Origin of the sequence: Kitasatospora aureofaciens (assembly GCF_001188955.3) — a bacterium.
Classification (GTDB): Bacteria; Actinomycetota; Actinomycetes; order Streptomycetales; family Streptomycetaceae; genus Kitasatospora; species Kitasatospora aureofaciens.
Window position 1 is genome coordinate 347,499 of sequence record NZ_JPRF03000043.1, and the last position, 20,073, is coordinate 367,571.

16 protein-coding genes and 1 pseudogene are annotated in these 20,073 nt (G+C 70.8%); 9 read left to right on the top strand and 8 right to left on the bottom strand.

Annotated features, from left to right (window positions below):
* Positions 1–60 precede the first annotated feature (60 nt).
* Positions 61–2,706, bottom strand: coding sequence for an RICIN domain-containing protein (locus tag HS99_RS27760; RefSeq protein WP_030557761.1), 2,646 nt, complete (start codon positions 2,704–2,706; stop codon positions 61–63).
* A 213-nt stretch (positions 2,707–2,919) separates the two neighbouring features.
* Here HS99_RS27760 and HS99_RS41715 point away from each other — a divergent pair.
* Positions 2,920–3,407 (top strand): annotated as a pseudogene (locus tag HS99_RS41715) (transposase); the annotation flags it as partial.
* A gap of 6 nt (positions 3,408–3,413) precedes the next feature.
* On the opposite strand, the gene HS99_RS27765 reads toward HS99_RS41715, so the two are convergent.
* The 3 genes from HS99_RS27765 to HS99_RS27775 are packed head-to-tail and all read right to left on the bottom strand — an operon-like array spanning position 3,414 to position 7,019.
* Positions 3,414–5,930, bottom strand: coding sequence for an FtsX-like permease family protein (locus HS99_RS27765; protein WP_030557759.1), 2,517 nt, complete (start codon positions 5,928–5,930; stop codon positions 3,414–3,416).
* A gap of 5 nt (positions 5,931–5,935) precedes the next feature.
* Positions 5,936–6,703, bottom strand: coding sequence for an ABC transporter ATP-binding protein (locus HS99_RS27770; RefSeq protein ID WP_030557758.1), 768 nt, complete (start codon positions 6,701–6,703; stop codon positions 5,936–5,938).
* Between the two features lie 4 nt (positions 6,704–6,707).
* Entirely contained in the window at positions 6,708–7,019 is a 312-nt protein-coding gene (locus HS99_RS27775) for a hypothetical protein (RefSeq protein WP_030557756.1), read from the bottom strand.
* A 130-nt stretch (positions 7,020–7,149) separates the two neighbouring features.
* Between HS99_RS27775 and HS99_RS27780 the strand changes: the two genes are divergently transcribed.
* From HS99_RS27780 to HS99_RS27815, 8 genes are all read left to right on the top strand, one after another.
* Complete coding sequence (locus HS99_RS27780; protein ID WP_078938521.1) at positions 7,150–8,418, top strand: sensor histidine kinase; 1,269 nt, start codon at positions 7,150–7,152, stop codon at positions 8,416–8,418.
* Between the two features lie 53 nt (positions 8,419–8,471).
* A complete protein-coding gene (locus HS99_RS27785) occupies positions 8,472–9,095 on the top strand; it encodes a response regulator (RefSeq protein ID WP_046385572.1) in 624 nt (207 codons plus the stop codon).
* A gap of 226 nt (positions 9,096–9,321) precedes the next feature.
* Complete coding sequence (locus HS99_RS27790) at positions 9,322–9,906, top strand: TetR/AcrR family transcriptional regulator (RefSeq protein ID WP_030557752.1); 585 nt, start codon at positions 9,322–9,324, stop codon at positions 9,904–9,906.
* A 76-nt stretch (positions 9,907–9,982) separates the two neighbouring features.
* Complete coding sequence (locus HS99_RS27795; RefSeq protein WP_063737942.1) at positions 9,983–11,200, top strand: MFS transporter; 1,218 nt, start codon at positions 9,983–9,985, stop codon at positions 11,198–11,200.
* Positions 11,201–11,242: 42 nt separating this feature from the next.
* Positions 11,243–12,175: an MBL fold metallo-hydrolase gene (locus HS99_RS27800; protein ID WP_046385865.1), complete on the top strand. Its 933-nt coding sequence runs from the start codon at positions 11,243–11,245 to the stop codon at positions 12,173–12,175.
* Positions 12,176–12,312: 137 nt separating this feature from the next.
* Positions 12,313–12,522: a hypothetical protein gene (locus HS99_RS27805; protein ID WP_030557748.1), complete on the top strand. Its 210-nt coding sequence runs from the start codon at positions 12,313–12,315 to the stop codon at positions 12,520–12,522.
* Positions 12,509–13,900: an amidase gene (locus HS99_RS27810; RefSeq protein ID WP_030557746.1), complete on the top strand. Its 1,392-nt coding sequence runs from the start codon at positions 12,509–12,511 to the stop codon at positions 13,898–13,900. Before HS99_RS27805 ends, HS99_RS27810 begins: the two co-directional genes overlap by 14 nt.
* 674 nt (positions 13,901–14,574) lie before the next feature.
* Positions 14,575–15,660 (top strand): tetratricopeptide repeat protein, encoded by a 1,086-nt coding sequence (locus HS99_RS27815; RefSeq protein ID WP_078938647.1) that lies wholly within the window; start codon positions 14,575–14,577, stop codon positions 15,658–15,660.
* A gap of 317 nt (positions 15,661–15,977) precedes the next feature.
* Here the strand turns inward: HS99_RS27815 and HS99_RS27820 are convergent, their stop codons facing one another.
* The 4 genes from HS99_RS27820 to HS99_RS27835 form a co-directional block, all read right to left on the bottom strand.
* Positions 15,978–16,412 (bottom strand): GNAT family N-acetyltransferase, encoded by a 435-nt coding sequence (locus HS99_RS27820; protein ID WP_030557743.1) that lies wholly within the window; start codon positions 16,410–16,412, stop codon positions 15,978–15,980.
* Positions 16,413–16,527: 115 nt separating this feature from the next.
* Complete coding sequence (locus HS99_RS27825; RefSeq protein WP_046385866.1) at positions 16,528–16,947, bottom strand: SRPBCC family protein; 420 nt, start codon at positions 16,945–16,947, stop codon at positions 16,528–16,530.
* Positions 16,944–17,411: a MarR family winged helix-turn-helix transcriptional regulator gene (locus tag HS99_RS27830; protein WP_050366254.1), complete on the bottom strand. Its 468-nt coding sequence runs from the start codon at positions 17,409–17,411 to the stop codon at positions 16,944–16,946. Before HS99_RS27830 ends, HS99_RS27825 begins: the two co-directional genes overlap by 4 nt.
* Positions 17,412–17,482: 71 nt before the next feature.
* On the bottom strand, positions 17,483–19,852 hold the full coding sequence (locus HS99_RS27835) for an Orn/Lys/Arg family decarboxylase (protein ID WP_030557739.1): 2,370 nt from the start codon (positions 19,850–19,852) through the stop codon (positions 17,483–17,485).
* Positions 19,853–20,073 lie beyond the last annotated feature (221 nt).

The window sequence follows — 20,073 nt, forward strand, 5'->3', positions numbered from 1 at the left end:
ACCTAACGAAGTACTACTAGAACCTGAGCAAGGGTCGGCGGCGCCGCACGGTCGGTGGTGTCAGGACGGGTCGCCGTACTGGAGACCGCGTCCGTTGGTGCCGATGTAGACGCGACCGTAGGTGTCGGGGTCGCCGGTGATGATGCCCTGTCCGGCGAAGCCGCCCCACTGGTGGGCGTCGTCGTTGATCCGCACCCAGCTGGCGCCCTGGTCGGTGGAGCGGAAGACGCCGGCGACATCCTTGACCGTTCCGATCAGGTACAGCGCCTGGTATGAGGTGCCCGGTGCGGCCTTGCCGAAGCCGACGGCGGTGCCGGACTGCACCGAGGAGAGCTTGGTAAAGCTGCGCCCGCCGTCGGTGGAGTGCAGCACGCCCTGGCCGGTGGCGAGCCACAGGTCGCCCGCGACGCCGGGGACGGCGGTGAGCTTGCCGGAGGGCAGGCTGGTGGCGCGGGCACCGAAGCTCGCGCCGCCGTCTGTGCTGGCGTAGAGCGTGCCGTTGTTCAGCGAGTAGTAGGTGGTGGCCGAGGACCGGTCGGCGATCACCAGCGCGTCCTTGCCCAGTCCGTTGACCTTCGACCAGCTCGCGCCCCGGTCGGTGGAGCGGTACGGGGCCTGGCCGGCCTCGGTCCACACGATGCTGGAGCCGTCCGCCGCGATGGCGATGTGGCCGCTGTCCGCGCTGGGCACGGGCTCGCCCTTGAAACCGTTCCAGGTGTGGCCGCCGTCGGTGGACAGGGCGCCGTCCTGCTCGCCGCCCCGGCCGACCCGGACCACCAGGGAGGGGTTGGACTGGGCGTAGTCGACCGAGGTGCTGTTGTAGATCGTCGGGTTGACCAGCCGCCCGGTCGGCTCCTTCGTCAGGTCGTCGTACACGAAGCCGCCCTGGTCGCCCATCGCGGTGATGAGGGCGGCGGGACCGGGCGGGGAGACCGCGTCGTACAGTGCGGTCTCCTCCAGCCCGCGGGCTCCGATGGTCCAGTGGCTGGTGCCGCCGTTGTCGGTCGCGTTGGCGTCCTTGCTGGCCCAGATGCCGTTGCCGGTGCCGTACATCACGTGCCCGGAGTCGAACGGGTCGATGCTCAGGGCGGTCATCCAGTGCCCGATGCCGGTGCCGAGGTACGGGGCGATGGAGGGATCCCGCACCGACTTGTCGGACTGTGTCTTCCAGGTCGCACCGCCGTCAGTGCTGCGGTAGACCTCGTCCTGCGGCCACCAGCGGTCCAGCGTGGTGACCATCACCGTGGACGGCTTCTGCGGGTCGACGGCCAGACCGGCGAACCCGTAGCCGCCCTGGGACGGCGAGACGTTCTTCCACCCGCCGCCGGAGGTGTTGTACTTCCACACCGAACCCGCCGTCACGCCGTTGGGCCCGGGGGCGTTGGTGTACGTCAGGTACAGCGAGCCGTCACCGGAGAGCACGCCGTGCTGCGGCATCTGGCCGGTGGGCTGCCCGGAGACGGCCTGCCAGGAGTTGCCACCGTCGGTGGAGCGGTACAGGTTGACGGACTTGTCGGCGACGCCGACGTAGACCGCGTTGCTGCCGGCCGGGCCGTAGGTCACGAAGGAGATGCCGGTGCCGAAGCTCGCCCCGTCCTTGACCGGGAACGAGGAGACCTGGCTCCACGTCACGCCGGCGTCGGTGCTGCGCCACAGGCCGTTCTTACGGGTGCCCAGCAGCAGGTTGTCGTGGTTCGCGGGGTCGATCACCAGGCGCTCGCCCGCCCCGCGGCCGTCCTCGTTGCCGCCCAGCTTGAACGGCAGGTCGGTGCGCTGGAAGGTGCGGCCGCGGTCGGTGGAGCGCAGGATCGCACCGTTGCCGGCCCAGTCGTTGGTGTAGGTGCCGGCCGCGAGGTAGAGCCGGTCCGGGTCGACCGGGTCGGTGGCCAGCGACTCGATGCCCAGCAGGTTCCAGTCCTTCTGGGCGACCCAGTCGGTGAGCGGTATCCACTGCTCGGCGCCGGTGTCCCAGCGGTAGGCGCCGCCCATGTCGGTGCGCGCGTACAGCAGGCCCTTCTCCTTCTGGTTGAAGACCAGGCCGGTGACGTAACCGCCGCCCGCCACCGGGGCGTTCTTCCACACGTACGAGCCGGAGCCCTGGGAGCCGCCGGTCGCGGATCCGGGCACCGCCGTGCCGGGGACCTTCACCAGCTTCCACTGCTGGTTGGCACCGCCCCAGCCGGGCCACTGGATGACCTGCGCGCCCTGGTTCGTGGAGTTGCCCGTGACGTCCAGGACCTGACCGTTCTTGCGGGAGGTGAAGGTGACCGCGTCGGACCCGCTCACGTCGCCGATCCGCCACTGCTGGGAGGGGGCGGAGCGGTCCGTCTGCTGCTCGGCGACGGCGCCCTGGTTCGTCGAGTCGCCCACGATGCCCAGCACCTTGCCGCTGTTGCGGTTCACCAGCTCGTAGTAGCCGTCCCCGGTCGGCTTCAGCCGCCACTGCTGGTTGGCGGTGTTCTGGTCGGTCCACTGCTGGATACGGGTGCCGTCGGCAGTGGAGAAGCCGTTGACGTCCAGCACCTTGCCGCTGCGCACCGAGACCAGCCGGTAGTACGCGTCGCCGTCGACCGTCGCGGCCTGGGAATCCCCGTGTACGAGCACGAAGTACGACCCGACGCCGAGGGGTACGGCGAGCAGCAGAGCGGTGGCGCTCAGGCGACGGCGGTGACGTCCGCGGCGGCCACTGCGGGGGGATTTGCTCATAGGTTGACGTTCTCCTTGCGAACCGTGCACGAGGTGGGAGCGGATCCCGGCACCGGAACGGGCCGGATCCGTCCTCTTGTTGCCACAGACTCCGCAAAGGGTTGCCGCGAACCCGAGGATTCCTGCCGGCCTCCTCGTGGCCGGATCGGGACGCCGTCAAGGCCTGCCTCGACGGCGTGCTCACCACCCTGGCCGGCCCGGCGCCTTCTCCTGATCGAGAGCTCCCATGTGCGGGCGCTCAAGGGCGGCCAAAAACCGGCCGGAGCCCGGTCGGCCGGGGCGGGCCGCGCTCCAAGCACCACGTGATCTGCGACGCCACCGGCATCCCGCTGGCCGTGACCCTGACCGGCGGCAACCGTAACGACGTCACCCAGCTGATACCCCTGCTCGCAGCGATCCCACCGATCCGCGGCAAACGCGGACGGCCCCGCAGGCGGCCTAAAGAGGTCTACGCCGACCGCGGCCATGACCACGACTGCTACCTCTGGGCGAAGGGCATCAAACCCGTCATCGCCGCCGCGGCACCGCCCATGGCTCCGGACTCGGAACCAAGCGGTGGGTCCGTGGAACAGACTGCACTGCTGCACTGCTTCGGCCGCCTACGCATCCGCCGGGAGGCTCGCGACGACATCCACGAGGCATTCCTCAAACTCGCCTGCTCGCTGATCTGCTGGCGACGCTTGCGAACTGCCTTGCGTTAGGAGTTCTCAGTCCGCGCGCAGGGCCGTCATGGGCGAGACCGCCGCTGAACGCAGGGCCGGGATCACAGACGCGCCCAGCACGAGGGCCAGGGCCCCCACCAACGTCGCCGTCAACTGCCCGTACGGGATCGTGGGGCTGCTGAGACCGGGCAGCGCACCGAGCATCATCCGGCCGTAGAGCGAGCCCAGCGTGACGCCGAGGACGGCCGCGTACAAGCCGAGCAGTCCGGCTTCCCAAGCCGTCACGGAGCGCAGGCGTGAGCCGCGCAAACCCACCGCTCGCAGGACACCGTTCTCTCTTTCGCGTTCCATCGAGGACAGGGTCAGGGTGATCGCCACGCCTACGAGCGATACCAGCACGGTGATGCCGACCAGCCCCAGTGCCGTGATCCGCAGCTGACCGATCAACTGTCGCAGAGAGGCCCGGTCTTCGCCCGGATAGGACAGGTGGAGCGAAGCGTTCGACGGCAGCGCCCTGTCCAACGGAGCGCGCAGCGACAGCGGGTTGTCTCGGTGGACGGCGGTGATGTACAAGGACCGTACAGGGGCGAGAGGCGCCAGTTGGGCGAAGTCCCCCGGCAGGACGGCGACACCGCCCAGCATGTAGGCGTCGTCCGGATGGATCAGGGCCACTTCGGCGCTGGACTCCCCGCCGCCGGACACGCGCAGCGAGATCCGGTCGCCGGGACGGACCCCGAGCGACTGCGCCACGGACGTGGAGATGGCTGCCTGGCCACCCCGCAGGTCTCCGCCGTGGGAGTCACGTTGGCTGTCGGCCAGCAGTGCGGGGATCGCGGCAGGATCAAGGCCTCGGATCTCCGTCTCCTGGTGGCGACCGTTGCCGCCGAGGGCGACGCCGTCCACCCGGGTGACGGGCACCACCGCGTCGGTCTCGGGCTGTGCCGCCACCGCCTTCACCACGGCAGGGGTGAGCGCCGACGGGCCGGTGCGCGACGCGTCGAGCACGACGTCGACCGGGTCGCGCTCCCGTAGCCGCCGGTCCGTGCCCTTCTCCACCGAGGCCAGTGTCACGAGCACCGCGGCGACCATGGTGAAGCCCAGGGTGAGGACCGTCGCGCAGGCCGCGGTCCGGCGCGCGGCACGGCCCAGGTTGCGCACTGCCAGGGCACCGTCCAGCCCCGCGACCGCCCGCACGGGCTGTTGAAGGGCGAGTGTCGCGCGGCGCAGCAGTGCCGGCCCGAGCGCGAGGAGGCAACCGAACAGAGCGACCGCGGAGACGACTGAGCCGACCGCCGCCACGGCACCGCCCGCGCCGCCGAGCCCCGCGAGGGCGATGAGCAGGAGCGCGCAGACCAGGCAGAGCACTCCGATCAGCGCGCGCGTGCGGCCGATGCGGTCCGGTGCGTGGCGGGTGGCCGCCACGGACAGGGCGGCGACCGGTGCGACGCGCGTTGCGGCTCTCGCCGCCGGCATCGCCGCGAGCAGGGCGGCCAGCACGGAAACGAGCACACCTGCGGACAGTGAGGGTGCCGAGATCGCGGGACCGGGCAGAGCTGTGATTCCGGTGATCGCGAAGGCGCAGCAGATCGCCGCGACCGTTCCGACCGCACCGGCGATCAGCCCGGAACCCGCGGCCTGTAGCAGCACGGACCGCATGACCTGCCCCGGCCGTGCGCCCACGCAGCGCAGCAGGGCCAGCCGTGTCTGGTCCCGCACGAGCAGCACCCGGTACGTCGTGGAGACGATCAGGGTTCCGGCGAGCAGGGCCACTGCGACGAAGATCGTGAGCAGGGTGGACACGGTGGTGAACCACTTGGGTCCGCTCTCCGCGCGCAGTTTGGATGCGGTGCGTACGGAGAAGCCTCTGCCCAGCTCGGCCTGGACCGTGGACGCCACGTCGGCAGCGGGGCGGTCCGGGACGCGGAGCAGCGTCTGCTGCCAGCCGTCGGTGCCCAGCCACGAGCGGGCGTTGGTGGGCGTGGTGAGCACGGCGGTTCCCATGGCCGAGGGGGCCTGGACGACGCCCGAGACCGTCACGGTCACCGTTCGGGCAGGAGCGTCCCGGGACGTCGCCGAGCCGACGCCGGCCTGCGGAACGAGTGTGATCCGGCTGCCGACTCCCATGCCTGGGAGGTCGGCCAGCATCCGGGTGAGCACGACCTCACCGGGCCCGTCCGGAAGCGTGCCCTGCAACGGGCGGATGACGGACTGCGGCCCCGTGAGCGCCGTGCCGATCAGCGGGTAGGGGTCACGGCCCGCGCCTTTCAGAAGCACGCTGCCGGTGGCCACGGGTTGGACCTCGGCCACCCCCGGTACGTTCTTGAGTTCCTCGACCCTCTTGTCGTCGAGCGGCTGGGTGCCGTCCGTGCCGACCACCACGGCCGTGCCCGCGGCGACCGGCGAGAGGTCGTCGGCCAACTGCCGCTTCAGGGTGTCGGTGAAGACGATCGAACCGGCCAGGAAGAAAGCCGTCACCATCAGTGTGCAGCCGGTGAGCAGCAGCCGTGACGGCCTGGCCGCGATCTGCCGTATCGCCGCCTTGGTCAGCCCCGATGCCCTCAACGCCCTCACCGCTTCCCGGGGTTCTGGAGCGCGTCGAGTACGGACTCGGGGGTGGGTCCGTCGACCCTGCCGCTGATGCGACCGTCCAGCAGCAGCACGACGCGGTCGGAATAGGAGGCCGCCACCGGGTCGTGCGTGACCATCACCACCGTCTGCCCGAACTCGCGGGTGGAGTAGCGCAGGAACTCCAATACGTGCCGGCCGGAGCCGGCGTCCAGATTGCCGGTGGGCTCGTCCGCGAAGACGACTGCGGGACGGGCCGCCAGCGCGCGAGCGATGCCGATGCGCTGCTGCTGTCCGCCGGACAACTCCGAGGGGCGGCGCGAGAGTTGATCACCGATCTGAAGGGCGCTCACGAGCGTGTCCAGCCAGTCCTGGTCAGGGCGGCGGCCTGCTATATCCAGCGGTAGCAGAATGTTCTCGGAGCCGTTCAACTCTGGCAGCAGGTGGTACTGCTGGAAGACGAAGCCGATGCGGTCGCGACGCAGGTCCGTGCGCTGTCGTTCGGACAGTGCGGTGATCTCGGTGTCCTCCAGGATGATCGTGCCGGAGGACGGACGGTCCAGGCCGGCAAGGCAGTGCATCAGGGTGGACTTCCCGGATCCGGAAGGTCCCATGACGGCCAGGAAGCTTCCCTTGTCGATCGCCAGGTCGACTCCGCGCAGTGCTTGAACGCCGACCGCCGCGGTGGTGCCGGGCTTTTCCGCCCCGTACACCTTGGTGACGCCGGTCGCACGGACCGCCGTGCGAGCGGCCACACTCGTCAAAGACATCGGATCAGCCCTTCAGTTGGATGAAGCACGACAGGGCGCCCTCGGCGTTGGGCTTGTTCTGCTCGACCTTGAGCTCGCCGTCGACGTAGATACGGCAGACGGTGCCGGGTTTCGCGTTCTTGACGGCCAGATCGTTGAAGCCGAAGCCGACGTTCTGGGCCTTGTTCCAGGGCAGCTTCTGATTGAGCGCCGTCTTCCCGCTGGTGTCACCGGAGAAGCTGTAGCCGACGTCGGCGCTGCCGGGACCTGTCACCTCCAGCTTCACGTCCCAGCTGTGGCCGAACACACCGCAGCCGGTGAGCGACACGGCTGCCACAACCACGGATCCGGCCGCCAACAGGGACCTGACATGCGTACGGAACGCGGGAAACTTCACAGCGACTCCTGGTGACGGGAGGATCTTCTGCCTGGACACGCATCATTGTGGGAGCGGCCGACGGGTCGCGATGCCGTCGAAAGACGGTATTCGAGCTGGCGGCATCGGCCGAAAGTACGTATCGGCCTGCTCCGTTCCGAGGGCCGGCGAACGGGCGTCTAAACTCGTCGCCATGCCCCGCTCTTTCCCGCGCCCCTCCCCCGGGACGGTCGCCGCATTGTGTCTGAGCGCGCTGCTCGTGCTTCTCGACGCATCCGTGGTGAGCTTCAGCTACGTCGGGCTGGCGGTGGTCGCCAGCGGGGTCATGGCGCTGGGCGCCGCCGCCGCGCAGTTGCGGCTGTACCGGTTCGGACGGCAGTGGACGGCAGGCGCGCTGTGCGTCGTCGTGGCGACCGTCTCGTTGCTGACCACGTCCCTGGTGAAGGGCACCGTGCTCCAGCGCACCCCCGGGTGGGCCGAACTCCTCGGCCTTCTGGTGCTGCTGTGCCTTTCCTGCCGGTATGGACGACCTGTGCCGCTCATGTTGTCGGTGGTCCCGCTCTTCGTGGCGGTCGTACGGATCGAGGGCCGCGCTCCAACACTGTCGGATCTGCCGGTGCTCAATGACATCAACGGCCTGTTCACCCTGCTGCCGGTGGGTTTCGTGCTGCTGGGCGGCTACCTGCGAGCCGAGGACGGCAGACGCAGGACCGCCGCGGAGAACGTACGCCAGGCAGAACGCCTGGACCTCGCCCGCGACTTGCACGATCACGTGGCCCACTACGTCACGGCTATGGTCGTCCAGGCTCAGGCTGGTGAACCCACCGCGGAACGTGACCCGGCCACGGCACGCAAGCTGTTCGCCAACATCGAGCGGACCGGCCAGGAAGGGCTGGTGGCGATGAGCCGCATGGTCCGACTCCTGCGCGACGCGGACGGAGCCGTGGCGGAGGCACCCGTCACCCCCGCCATGACGAGGATCGAGGATCTCGTCCACCAGTTCAGCGGCACCGGCCAGCACGCCTGGCTGGACATAGCCGACGACGTGGACGGTGCCGTCTGGTCGCCGCAACTCGCCAAGTCCGTCGAACGACTGGTCCAGGAGGGCCTGACCAACATCCGCAAGCACGCCCACACCGCGACCACCGTGCATGTCAAGCTGGGAACCGACGGAGACCGACTGGTCGTCCGCGTACGTGACAACGCGAGCGGTCAGCAACGCGGCCGGGTGTGGTTCCGCCCCAGCGGTTTCGGCATGGTCGGCCTGTCGGAGCGGGTGGTCGAGCTGGGCGGTGAGCTCAGCAGCGGCCCCATGCCGGAGGGCGGCTGGGAGCTGGCTGCGTCGATACCCATGAAGTGAGGGAGTGGGGACCCGTAGTGAGCGTCTCTGTGGTGATCGCCGACGATCAGGAGATGGTGCGGATGGGCTTCCGCCTCATCCTGGAGGGGCAAGACGACATCTCCGTGATCGGGGAGGCCTCCGACGGCGCGGAGGCGGTCGAGGCAGTTCACCGGCTGCGGCCGGACGTCTGCTTGATGGACATCCGCATGCCGAAACTGGACGGCCTGGAGGCGACCAGGCGCCTGCGCCAGGCACAGGGAGCCGCGACGGACGGTACGAAGATCGTCATCGTCACGACGTTCGACATGGACGAGTACGTCTACGGAGCGCTCCGCGCCGGTGCCAGTGGCTTCGTGGTCAAGAACTCCGGCCCCCGGCTGCTGATCGAAGCAGTGCATGCCGCTGTCAAAGGTGACTCCCTCATCTCGCCGTCCGTCACTGTTCGGCTCCTGGAACACCTGAGCAAACCGTCACGCGCTGAGACCGCGGCCGCCGCCGCACGACGGCTCACTCCCCAGGAACTCAAGGTCGTGAGCCGGGTCGCCCGCGGGCACACGAACAACGAGATCGCCGCACAGCTGACTCTCTCGCTCAGCACCGTCAAGAGCCACCTCAGCCGGATCCAGGACAAACTGCCGGCCCGCAACCGTGTGGAGATCGCAGCCTGGGCCTGGGAACACGGCGTCGTCCGCTGAAGCCGGTTCGTCCGACAGTTGTGGGCCTCTGGCGGGCTTGGCTACCGCCGCCCGGGGCGGCCTCCGTTGTCCGCTGTGCGAGGGCAACAGGTGAGCTGTACAGCGCCGATCGCGGAGGTCCGACTGTCGGGCGGTGCCGTGCTGGCGGGTGGCCCTGCGAGGGCCTCAACCGGAGCTCCGGCGCCTGGTCGAACCAGACGCAACTCCTTCGCGTTAAGCTGGGTTCATGAGTGCCCGAGCCACCACACGCCCCGGCGGGCGCAGCGCCCGCGTCCAGCAGTCCGTGCACCAGGCCGTCCGAGATCTGGAGGCGGAACTGGGGCGGGATGCGCTCACCGTGCCGCTGATCGCCGCCCGCGCGGGAGTCACGCCGTCCACCGTCTACCGGCGCTGGGGGGACCTGCGGGAACTGCTGTCCGACGTGGCCGTCGAGCGGCTGCGCCCCGACGCCCTGCCGGCCGACCACGGCAGCCTGCGGGCGGACCTGGAGGCATGGGCGGCGCAGTTCGCCGACGAGATGTCCTCGGCGGCGGGCCGTACCTACATCCGCGACGCCCTGCTGGGCGACCCCGAGCAGGGCAACGCGGCCCGCTGCTCCGACTACGCCGCCGAGCAGTTGAAGGCCATCGGGGTGCGCGCGGCCGGGCGCGGGGAGGCCGTGCCCGGCGTGGAGACCCTGCTGGACGTCGTCGTCGCCCCCCTGATGTACCGGATCCTGTTCCGCCCCTCCGACCTGTCGGAGGGCTACACCGGCCACCTGGTGGCGGCGGCGCTCGGCGGGGATTCCGCTCCCTCGGCACCCAAAAGCTAAAGGTTTGCGTTTTGAATGGCATGGGGCCTACCCTTCCTAACGCAAAGCGTTTGCCTTTAGGCATGAGAGGTGCTCCATGCTCAGCGTCACAGCCCTGCCGTCCCGCCGCCGCCTGAACGCGCTGGGCCGCCGCGGTGCCTTCCGACTGCACGCCTCGGTCCTGGTCGCCCTGCTGGCCGCCTCCAGCGCGCCGACCCCGCTCTACGCGCTCTACCAGGCCGCGTGGCACTTCTCGGCCATGACGCTCACCGTCGTGTTCAGCGCCTACGCGCTCGCCCTGCTGGTGGCACTGCTGACCGCGGGAACGCTCTCGGACCACCTCGGCCGGCGCCCGGTCCTCGCCGGGGCGCTGCTGGCCGAAGCCGTCGCGATGACCGTCTTCGCCACCGCTCAGGGGGTGCCGGCGCTGATCGCCGCCCGGATCCTGCAGGGCCTGGCCACCGGCGTGGCCACCAGCGCCGCCGGAGCCGCCCTGCTCGACTTCGAGGACCCCGACCGCCCTGGCCGGGCAACGGTCGCCAACGGCATCACCCCCGTGGCCGGCATGGCGGTCGGCGTGCTGGCCGCCACCGCCCTCGTGCAGTACGCCCCCGCCCCCACTCGCACCGTCTACCTGCCGCTGCTCCTGCTCTTCACCGCACAGGCCGCCGCGGTCCTGCTCACCCCCGAGACCGCCCACCCCCACCCCGGCGCCTGGCGCTCACTGCGCCCCGCGATCACCGTCGCCCCCGCCTCCCGGCCTACCCTCGCCCTCACCACGCCCGGCATCGTCGCCGCCTGGGCACTGGGTGGCTTCTACTCCTCCCTCGGCCCCTCGCTCGCCCGACTCATCGACCCGCACGCCGCCCGCGCGACCGGCGGCCTGGTCTTCTTCACCCTCACGGCCGCGGCCGGCATCGCCGGCCACACCGCCCGGGCGCTGCCCGCCCGCACCGTGAGCCTCGCCGGCACCGCGCTCCTGATCCCGGGAGCCCTGCTGACCCTGAGCAGCCCCCAACTGCACAGCCTGCCCGCGCTGTTCGCCGGCACCGCAGTGGCGGGCGCGGGCTTCGGCGCCGTCACCCAGGGCGCCCTGCGCCTGCTGCTGCCCCCGGCCGCCCCGGGCGAACGCGCCGGCACGCTCGCCGCCTACTACGTCCTCAGCTACCTGGCCATGAGCATCCCCGCCGTCCTCGCCGGCCTGCTGACCAACCTGTACGGCCTGCAGAAGGCCGTCTCGCTCTACGCCGCGACCGTCGTCCTGCTGGCCCTTATCGGCCTCACCCGCGCCGTGCGTCGGCCGCGTACCGCCTGACCGATCTCAAACTCGACCCAACCAGCACGCAAGGACTCAGAGATGAGCACCAGCACGACCCGTCCGACCACCTCCTCGACCAGTACGGGATGGAGCCTCGGCGACATCGCCGTCCACCGCGTCGACGAGATCGAACTGCCGCGGCAGACCGGCCCCTGGCTGCTGCCGGCCGCCACCAAGGAGGTGCTGGACGAGGCCGCATGGCTGCGCCCCGACTTCGCCGACGCCGACGCCCCCCGCCTGGCGAGCCACAGCTTCGCGGTGGAGGCCGGCGGGCTGCGGATCGTCGTGGACACCGGCATCGGCAATGGCAAGAACCGCGCCAACCCGGCCTGGAACGGTCTCGACACCGACTTCCTGGAGCGGCTGGCGGCGGCCGGCTTCCCGCCCGAGTCCGTGGACCTGGTGATCACCACGCACCTGCACACCGACCACGTCGGCTGGAACACCCGCCTCGTCGGCGGCGATTGGGTCCCCACCTTTCCCAACGCCCGCTACCTCACCAGCCGCACCGAATGGGACCACTGGGCCGCCACCGACCTGGACGAGGCCCGCAGCCAGATGTTCCGCGACTCCGTCCACCCCGTCCGCGACAACGGGCAGTACCACCTCGTGGACGTGCCCGAGCAGGGGCACGAGGTGGCGCCGGGCGTCCTCCTGGTCCCGGCCCCGGGCCACACCCCGGGGCAGGTCGCCGTGGAACTGCGCGGCAGCGACCGCCGGGCGCTGATCACCGGCGACAGCATCCACCACCCCGTGCAGCTGTCCCACCCCCACGTGCACAGCTGCGTCGACATCGACCCCGCCCAGGCGGTCCGCACCCGCGCCCGGCTGCTCGACGCCCTGGCGGACACCGACGCGCTGCTCCTGGGCACCCACTTCCCGCAGCCCACGGCCGGCACCGTCCGCCGGGAGAACGGCCGCTACCGTCTGCTCGCCGAGCACGGCAGCGTGATGCCGCCGGCTGCGGCCTGACCCCGCGACCTGCCCCGCTCGGCGCTCCCGCACGTGCCGCCGAACTGCCGTGGCGTCTGCAGCTGTCTGACGAATCCCTGGCCTTCAGGGCGTCGGTGGCTCCGCCACTCCAACCTCCACCGAAAGGGAGAACATCCATGTCCGCCGCCGAACTCACACCGCCGGAGGCCGCCCGTTGGGCCGCCCGCGCCGGACTCGTGCTGCCCGCCGAGCGCCACGCCGCGGTGGCCGCGGTCGCCGACCACATCCACAGCGTCGTCGCCGTCCTGCGCGAACTGGACTTCGCGGACGTCCCGCCCGCCGCCGCCTACCGCGCCGCAGAGGAGCACCACGATGCAGCCGTATGAGCTGTCCCTCGCCGCCGCCGCGGACGCGATCCGGGCCCGGCGCCTGTCCCCCGTCGAACTGGTCGACTCCGTCCTCGACCGCATCGAGGAGGTGGAGCCGCACCTCGGCGCCTACGTCACCGTCGCCGCCGAGCGGGCGCGCCGGGCGGCGGGCGAAGCCGAGCACGAAGCGGCGCACGGCCGTTACCGGGGACCGCTGCACGGCATCCCGATGGCGCTCAAGGACCTGATCGACGTCGGCGGGATGGCCACCACGGCCAGCTCCCGGGTTCGTGCCGACCATCGCGCGACGGCGGACAGCACAGTCGCCGCGCGGCTCAGCGCAGCCGGCGCGATCCTGCTCGGCAAGACCCACACCCATGAGTTCGCGTTCGGCCTGACCACCCCGCAGACCCGCAACGCCTGGGACCGCACCCGGGTCGCCGGCGGCTCCAGCGGCGGCTCCGCGGTCGCCGTCGCCTCGGGCACCGCCACCTTCGCCCTGGGCACCGACACCGGCGGGTCGATCCGGGTCCCCGCCGCGCTCAACGGGGTCGTCGGCCTCAAACCGACCTACGGTCTCGTCCCCCGTCACGGCGTCACCCCCCTGTCCTGGTCGCTGGACCACGTCGGCCCGCTCACCCGCACCGTCGAGGACGCCGCCCTGGTCCTGACCGCGCTGGCCGGACACGACCCGCGCGACCCCGCCTCGCTGTCCGTGCCCGCCACGGACTACCGGCCCGGCGTCGGCACGGACCTGACGGGGCTGCGCATCGGTGTGCCGCGCACCTACTACTTCGACCACGTCCACCCGCAGGTGGAGACCGCCGTCCGGCACGCCGTCGGGCAACTGGAAGCCCTGGGCGCCCAGCTCGTCGAGGTCGACATCCCGATGACCCGCTACATCCAGGCCACCCAGTGGGGCCTGATGGTGCCGGAGGCCGGCGCCTACCACGAAGGCAGCCTGCGCACGGTCCCCGAGCTGTACCAGGACGACGTCCGCATCCTGCTGGAGGCGAGCGAGTTGATGAGCGCGGGGGACTACCTACGCGCTCAACGCTCCCGCACGCTCATGCGCGCCGAGTGGGCACGGATGCTGGAGGAGGTCGACGTGATCGCCGCCCCGAGCGTCCCGATGCCCGCGGTCGGAGCCGACGAGGAGACGGTCACGTGGCCCGACGGCACGGCCGAGAGCGTCTCCGACGCCTACGTGCGCCTCTGCGCCCCCGCCAACATCACCGGAATGCCCGCCCTGACCGTCCCGGTCGGCCACGACGCGGGGGGCCTGCCCATCGGCATGCAGCTGATCGGCCGGCCCCTCGGCGAGCCCGTGCTCCTGCGGGTCGGTCACGCCTACGAGCAAACGCAGCCCACCCGGGCACTCGCCACAGCGGCCTGATCCTTCGCGCTACCCGGCCAACGCGCAGGGTCTCGTTGGCCAGGTAGCGCGCCCGCGCCCCGGGGCACGGCACGTCGTTCTCCTCCCGCTCGGCGCAGGTGAAGTGCTCACCGGCGGTCTCCGCCTCGATCTCCGCCAGGAAGTCCCGGCACTTGCCCAGCAGCTCGCCGCAACCAGCAATTTGGCGACACCCTCCGCATCCGGCGAAGCCCTGACCTCGCCCCGGCGGACGGCGTTCTCCAGGGCGCGGGTCATACACCGCTCCAGGCGCGCCAGGTGCCCTCGCAGGAAGCGGCCCAGGCGAGTGATGTAACGATTCCCAGGCCGTGACGGCGGCATGGACACTACCGCCGTTCCGTGGGCACACGGACCCCACCCGCGCCGTCTCTCACGAGCGTCAGGGGAATCTGCGCGCGTCATGCGTCCCGCCGCCCGACATGGGCGTCGCTGCCCAGGCCCACTGACTGCCCAGCAGGAACCAGCAAGGCCCGGCCACAGGATCCCGGTACCGCGGGGTGGCGGTGCCGTTGCGAGCCGGCGGATAGGTTGGGGTGTCCGCCATTGCGGCGCAGGATGCCCACCGCTACCGGTACCACGATCTGTTGAGGTTGTTCGCTCAAGAGGTCAGCGGCGCCACCGAGACCCCTGCGGACATTGCACAGTCACTTGCCCGAGTGGTGGATGCTCACCTGACCGCGGTGGTCGACGCGGACGAGTTGCTGCGCCCCGGCCATCAGAGGGAGGCCGGTTGCGAGGCGTCGGCCGCGGGCCCGGCGCTCCAGCGGTTCGTCGGACCGTCAGCTGCACTGCGCTGGCTGGAGTCAGAGCGGGCAGCGATCGTCTCAGTGGCCCTGCAGGCTGCCGGTCACGGTGCGGTCCGGCCCGATCAGTTGGCTGAACTCACCACCAGACTACGCGCGTTCCTGCAGCGGCGTGGCCACTGGACGGACTGGGAGCTGCTTGCCACCGCCACCGTGGAGGCGGCGGGCGACAGTGACTGCTGGGCCCGCGCTGCGGCGATCGGCCACCTGGAGCTCGGCACCCTGGCCTCAACTCGGCACCGTTTTGCCCAGGCCGTAGCCGAACTGCGGCTCAGTGTCGAGCTGTTCGGACGGACGGGGGATGAGCTGCGGCAGGGGCGGGCGCTGAACAACCTGGGTGTCGTCTACATCGAGACGGGCCGTCATCAGGAGGCCGCGGACTGCCTGGAGCGTGCGCTCGCCGTCCAGCGTGCCCGGGGCAGCGAGCTCGACGCGGCCATCACGCTCGACAACCTCGGCCTGCTCCACCTCAGACGGGGTGCCCGGGAGGAGGCATCAGCGCACTGCCTGGAGAGCATCGCCTTCCACCGCGCCGGTGCGTCGGCCGAACTGGCTTCGGCTCCCCTGAACATCCTCGGGCTGGTCCGCTGCGAGCAGGGCCGGCTCGACGAGGCGATCGCCCTCCAGTTCGAGAGCCGCGACCTGGCCCGGATGCAGGGCAATCTCTACCGCGAGGCGCTGGCCCTGCTGGACCTGGCGGAGGCGTACCGACGGCAGGGCGAACTTCGGCAGGCGGTCGACTGCGCCGAGCAGGGCTTGGAGATCCGCCGCCGGCTCGGGGACCCGTACGGCACGGGCAGGCCTTCGCCCGGCTGGGTGCCGCGCTGGACACGTCAGGGCAGCGGGACCGCGCACCCCGACACCACGAGCATCACCCTCTACGTCCACGGCTGGTACTCGCAGGGGACGTACTACGCAGACGACCTGAGCATCAGCTGACCCTCCCCGCTGCACACACTCCAACCCCGGCCCGGTCACCGCCCCCGTGCGGCGACCGGGCCGGGCGCGTCAGCACGGGTCGGCGTCAGGGGGGCGGAGCCCGCCGACGGGCAGGCGGACCAGCCAGGTCAGTAGCTGCTCTTGTGTGTCGGCCGCTGCTCGGGCGCGCAGCGCGGCCGACGGATTCCCACGCTTTTGCGCCCGTCGGCCGCGCACTGGCCGATCAGGCCGCGAGGTCCAGCCAGGGGCGGGTCTGACCGGGGGTCCGGTGACCATGGGTGACCAGCGGTCGGGCGGCCTGAGGCCAGCTGGTTCCGTCATGGTGCCGGGTTCAGGATCATCAGGCGTTCAGGGTTCGGGAACGGTTCGAAGCCGGCCTTCGCGTAGACGTGGTGCGCGTCGAGTGTGGTGAGCAGGACTCGTTTGAGTCTGTAAGGGGCAAGGTGGTCACGAACAGCGCCGGCCATCCAGGTGCCGAGGCCCTTGCCGCGGTGTGCCGGCGCCACGTAGACATCGCACAGCCAAGCGAACGTCGTCCAGTCCGTGACGACACGGGCGTAAGCGACCTGAGCGCCACCGGCTGTCTCGTAGACGGCGAAGTTCAGTGAAGCGCGCACGGATTGCTCGACCGTCTCCCGGCTACGGCCCAGCGCCCAGAACGCGTCGGTCGAGAGCCAGTGGTGGACCAGAACGACATCGAGGCGGTCCGGGTCCACTGAGAGTTCGTATCCGTCATCCCTGTGAGTGATCACGGCATGTCAGCATAACGCCACCACTTGGGTTTTCAAAGCAAATACTTTGAAATTCCAAGCCGTGCGCCTCCTTCAGGTCTTCAACCGGCCCGGACCTTCCGACTTCGGGACAGGCTCACGCACCGGTTTCCAGGATGCGCTTGAGGGTGGCCAGTTCGGTGTCGACGAGAGCGATCTGCTCGTCGAAGAAGGCGTCGGTGAAGGTGGGCGGCTGGAAGAAGGTGATCATGAATTCGGCGCCCGTGCCGTTGGCGACGACGCGGGCGGGGACCTGCCAGGACGCCTGGTCCTCGACGTAGTCATGGTCGAGGATGCCGAGTGCGGCGTTGCCGCGGATACGGAGCCTGGCGGGGCCGCGCGGAGTGGTCATCAGCCACCAGTCGGGGTCGTCGGTGGGCTCGACGGCCTTGACGTTGACAACGGCCCAAGCGGGCCAGTTCGCGGGATCAGCAAGGAAGGCGAAGACCTCGGCGACGGGGCGCCGGATGCTCACGGCCTTGGTCATCGAACGGGCCGTGGCCGGAGTGGCCTTCATGACGGGGCCCTTCCGGAGGCAGGGGTTTCGGGGTGGGTGTCGCCGACCAGGCGGCGGATCCAGTCCTCCAGTTGGAGGCGCCGGGTCGGGTCGAGGTGGGCGAAGAAGTGGGCCTCGTTGCGGTCGGCGATCTCCGCCAGGCGCGGCGTGAGGTCGAGGCCGGCGTCGGTGAGGGTCAGGCGCAGGATGCGCCGGGAGTTGGGGTCGCTTTCGCGGGACATCAGGCCCTTGGCTACCAGGCGGTCGACCAGGCGGGAGACCGCGCCGACGTCGATGTCGAGGTAGCGGGCCACCTCGCGGGTGGTGGTGGCGTCGCCGCGGTAGACGGTGATCAGGACCGCCCACTGGGAGACGGTCACGCCGTGCTCGGCCAGTTGCTTCTCGAAGCGGCCGTGGACCTCATCGGAGAGACGGCGAAGCCAGTACCCGAGGTGGTCGCGCAGACTGCTGGTTGGTGCTGTCACTCCTCCACCCTGCATGTCGAAACAACGTCGGGCCAGGCCACGGACGGTGATGTCGTCATGACCGGGGCTCCTCAGGGCTGCGGTCGGGTGGCGGGGATCAGGCATTCGATGAGGTAGTCGCCGGTGTCGGGATCGGTGACGACGCCGTGGGCCTCGCTGCCGAAGCCGGGGAAGGCACGGTCGAAGGACTCAAGGGCGGTGAGGTAGCGCAGCAGCGGGCCGTCGTGGGCGCCGAGTGATTCCCCGGGCATGAGGACCGGGATGCCGGGCGGGGTGACGGTGACCATCGCGGCGGCGGTCCGTCCGGCGGCGTCGGCGAGGCGGACGCGTTCGGTGCCCCCGCGGACGAGTTGCTGGTAGCAGTGCCGGGGCGGGTGGACCGGGGTGGGCAGGTTCCGGAAGGCCTCGTCGAGGGACTGGACGAACGCGCCGTCGGTGAGGTGGCGGTGCATCCGAGCGCACAGCTCGCGCAGGCCGGTGTCCCGGTAGTGGCGGGGGTGGTTCCGGGTGAGGTCGGGCAGCACCTGGTGGAGCGGGGCGTCCTCGTCGTAGAGGGCCTTGAAGTCCATCAGGCCGTCCATGAGCGTGCCCCACTTGCCCTTGGTGATGCCCATGGAGAAGAGGACGAGGGTGCTGTAGCTGTCGGTCTTCTCCACGACGATGCCGCGGTCGGCCAGGTACTCGGTCAGGATGCGCGCCGGGATTCCCCAGGGCTCGGTCCGGCCGGTGGCGGTGACGCCCGGGCAGGTGATGGTCACCTTGATCGGGTCGAGGAGGCTGTAGCCGTCGGTCAGACCGTCGAAGCCGTGCCAGGCGGCGCCCGGTTCGAGTTGCCAGCATGAGGGCTCGGTGACGAGCAGGGACACCGGTGCGTCGGCGAACGCCATGGTGGTGCCGGTGTCGGGTTCGGTGACCGTCTCGGGCTGCCAGATGCCGAAGAACCAGCCGGGCCGGTCGCCGGCGGTGGCGATCCGGCGCCCGGTGCGCACGACGGCCTGGCGGAATCGGACGGCCTCGGTGACGACCTCGTCGATGAGCCAGCGGCCCTGGGGCCCGTCCATCATGGCGGTCGCCACGTCGAGGGAGGCGATGGCGGGGTAGAACGCCGAGGTGGTGCCGTGCATCATGAACGCCTCGTTGAAGCGGTGGTGCTCGACGGGCGCGCGGGGCGAGGGGCGGACATGGACCATGGCGCACTGCGAGAGGGCGGCGAGCAACTTGTGCGTGGAGTGGGTGGCGAAGACGGTCGGCCGCTGCGGCTCCGGGAAGGTGTCCGGGCCGACGGCCATGCCGTACCGGCCCCGGTAGAGCGGGTGGAAGCGGGCGTAGGCGATCCACGCCTCGTCGAAGTGCAGGCGCGGCGTGCTGGGCGAGAGGGCCCGGGCCGTGGCGAGGGTGTCGTAGCACAGGCCGTCGTAGGTGGAGTTGGTGATGACGGCGTACTGCGGCTGCGGTGAGAGGGCGTCGGCGGTCAGCGGATTGGCGGCGATCCGGGCCGCGACGGCCTCGGCGTCGATGGCGGCGGGGGGCAGCGGTCCGGCGAGGCCGTAGCCGTTGCGGGTGGGCACCAGGTAGACCGGCCGGGCGCCGGTGACGACCAGGCCGTGCAGGACGGACTTGTGGCAGTTGCGGTCGACCAGGGCGATCTCGTCCGAGGTGACGCTGTAGTGGCCGACCATGCGGTTGCAGGTGGAGTCGCCGTGCAGGACGAAGTAGGTGCGCTCCGCGCCGAAGACCCGGGCCGCGTTGCGTTCGGCCTCGCCGATCGGGCCGGAGTGCTCGTAGAGGGACCCGAGCTCACCGACCGAGATGGACAGGTCGGTGCGCAGCAGCCGCTCGCCGTAGTAGTCGAAGAAGGCGCGGCCGGCCGCCGACTTGAGGAAGGCCACGCCGCCGGAGTGCGCCGGGGTGTGCCAGGAGTACTCGTGGGCGTCGTCGAAGTGCCGCAGGGCGCTGAAGAACGGCGGCAGGACATCGCGCTGGTAGGCGGCGGCAGCAGCCGCGACCCGTCCGGCGATGAAAGGGGGCGTGTCCTCCAGTGGCCAGATGTAGCCGATGACGGCCTCGGCGACCCACAGCGGAAGGTGCTCCAGGTCATGGTCGGAGCCGTCCGCCATGAGCAGGAAGACCGGCAGGTCCTTGAACCGGTGCCGGATGCGGTCCAGCACCTCGGCCCCACCGGTGGGCAGTTCGACCCCGCTCTCCGAGGCACCGGCGTCCCCACTGTCACCGGGCGGGCGCGGCAGGCCCCACGCCACGACCGCGGCGGCCAGACCGGCCTCGATCTGAAGCATCGCCGTGGCGTCCCTGCTGTCACCGGCCCAGCGCAACTCCAGGCCGCGGTCTTCCAGTTCCTTGCCGATCCGGCGCATCTGTTCGGCGCTCACGCCGCCGGCGAGGGGGTCGTTGCGCAGTGCCAGCAGGACGGTGCCGTTCGCCATCGTGGTCCCCTGCCTCGTGGTGCGTGCCCGCGCAGGCGCGGAGCAATGGGTGTGCGGGAGCACGCGGGCCCGCTGCTCGGGTGCGGGTGCGGGTGCGGGTGCGGGTGCGGGTGCGGGTGCGGTGACATCTTCGCCCGGTGCCGGGGGCGGACGGTGCCCCTTCCCGGGGATTCATCCGAACGGGGCACGGGCGTGGGAAACCCCCACGGTTTGTAGCCGCA

What these genes read in the sequence shown, in the direction of transcription:
- HS99_RS27805 (WP_030557748.1), top strand. Translation starts at nt 12,313, where the DNA reads ATGTCCGCCGCCGAACTCACACCGCCGGAGGCCGCCCGTTGGGCCGCC.
- HS99_RS27835 (WP_030557739.1), bottom strand. Translation starts at nt 19,852, where the DNA reads ATGGCGAACGGCACCGTCCTGCTGGCACTGCGCAACGACCCCCTCGCC.
- HS99_RS27770 (WP_030557758.1), bottom strand. Translation starts at nt 6,703, where the DNA reads ATGTCTTTGACGAGTGTGGCCGCTCGCACGGCGGTCCGTGCGACCGGC.
- HS99_RS27785 (WP_046385572.1), top strand. Translation starts at nt 8,472, where the DNA reads ATGGTGCGGATGGGCTTCCGCCTCATCCTGGAGGGGCAAGACGACATC.
- HS99_RS27760 (WP_030557761.1), bottom strand. Translation starts at nt 2,706, where the DNA reads ATGAGCAAATCCCCCCGCAGTGGCCGCCGCGGACGTCACCGCCGTCGC.
- HS99_RS27780 (WP_078938521.1), top strand. Translation starts at nt 7,150, where the DNA reads ATGCCGTCGAAAGACGGTATTCGAGCTGGCGGCATCGGCCGAAAGTAC.
- HS99_RS27825 (WP_046385866.1), bottom strand. Translation starts at nt 16,947, where the DNA reads ATGAAGGCCACTCCGGCCACGGCCCGTTCGATGACCAAGGCCGTGAGC.
- HS99_RS27810 (WP_030557746.1), top strand. Translation starts at nt 12,509, where the DNA reads ATGCAGCCGTATGAGCTGTCCCTCGCCGCCGCCGCGGACGCGATCCGG.
- HS99_RS27790 (WP_030557752.1), top strand. Translation starts at nt 9,322, where the DNA reads ATGAGTGCCCGAGCCACCACACGCCCCGGCGGGCGCAGCGCCCGCGTC.
- HS99_RS27795 (WP_063737942.1), top strand. Translation starts at nt 9,983, where the DNA reads ATGCTCAGCGTCACAGCCCTGCCGTCCCGCCGCCGCCTGAACGCGCTG.
- HS99_RS27800 (WP_046385865.1), top strand. Translation starts at nt 11,243, where the DNA reads ATGAGCACCAGCACGACCCGTCCGACCACCTCCTCGACCAGTACGGGA.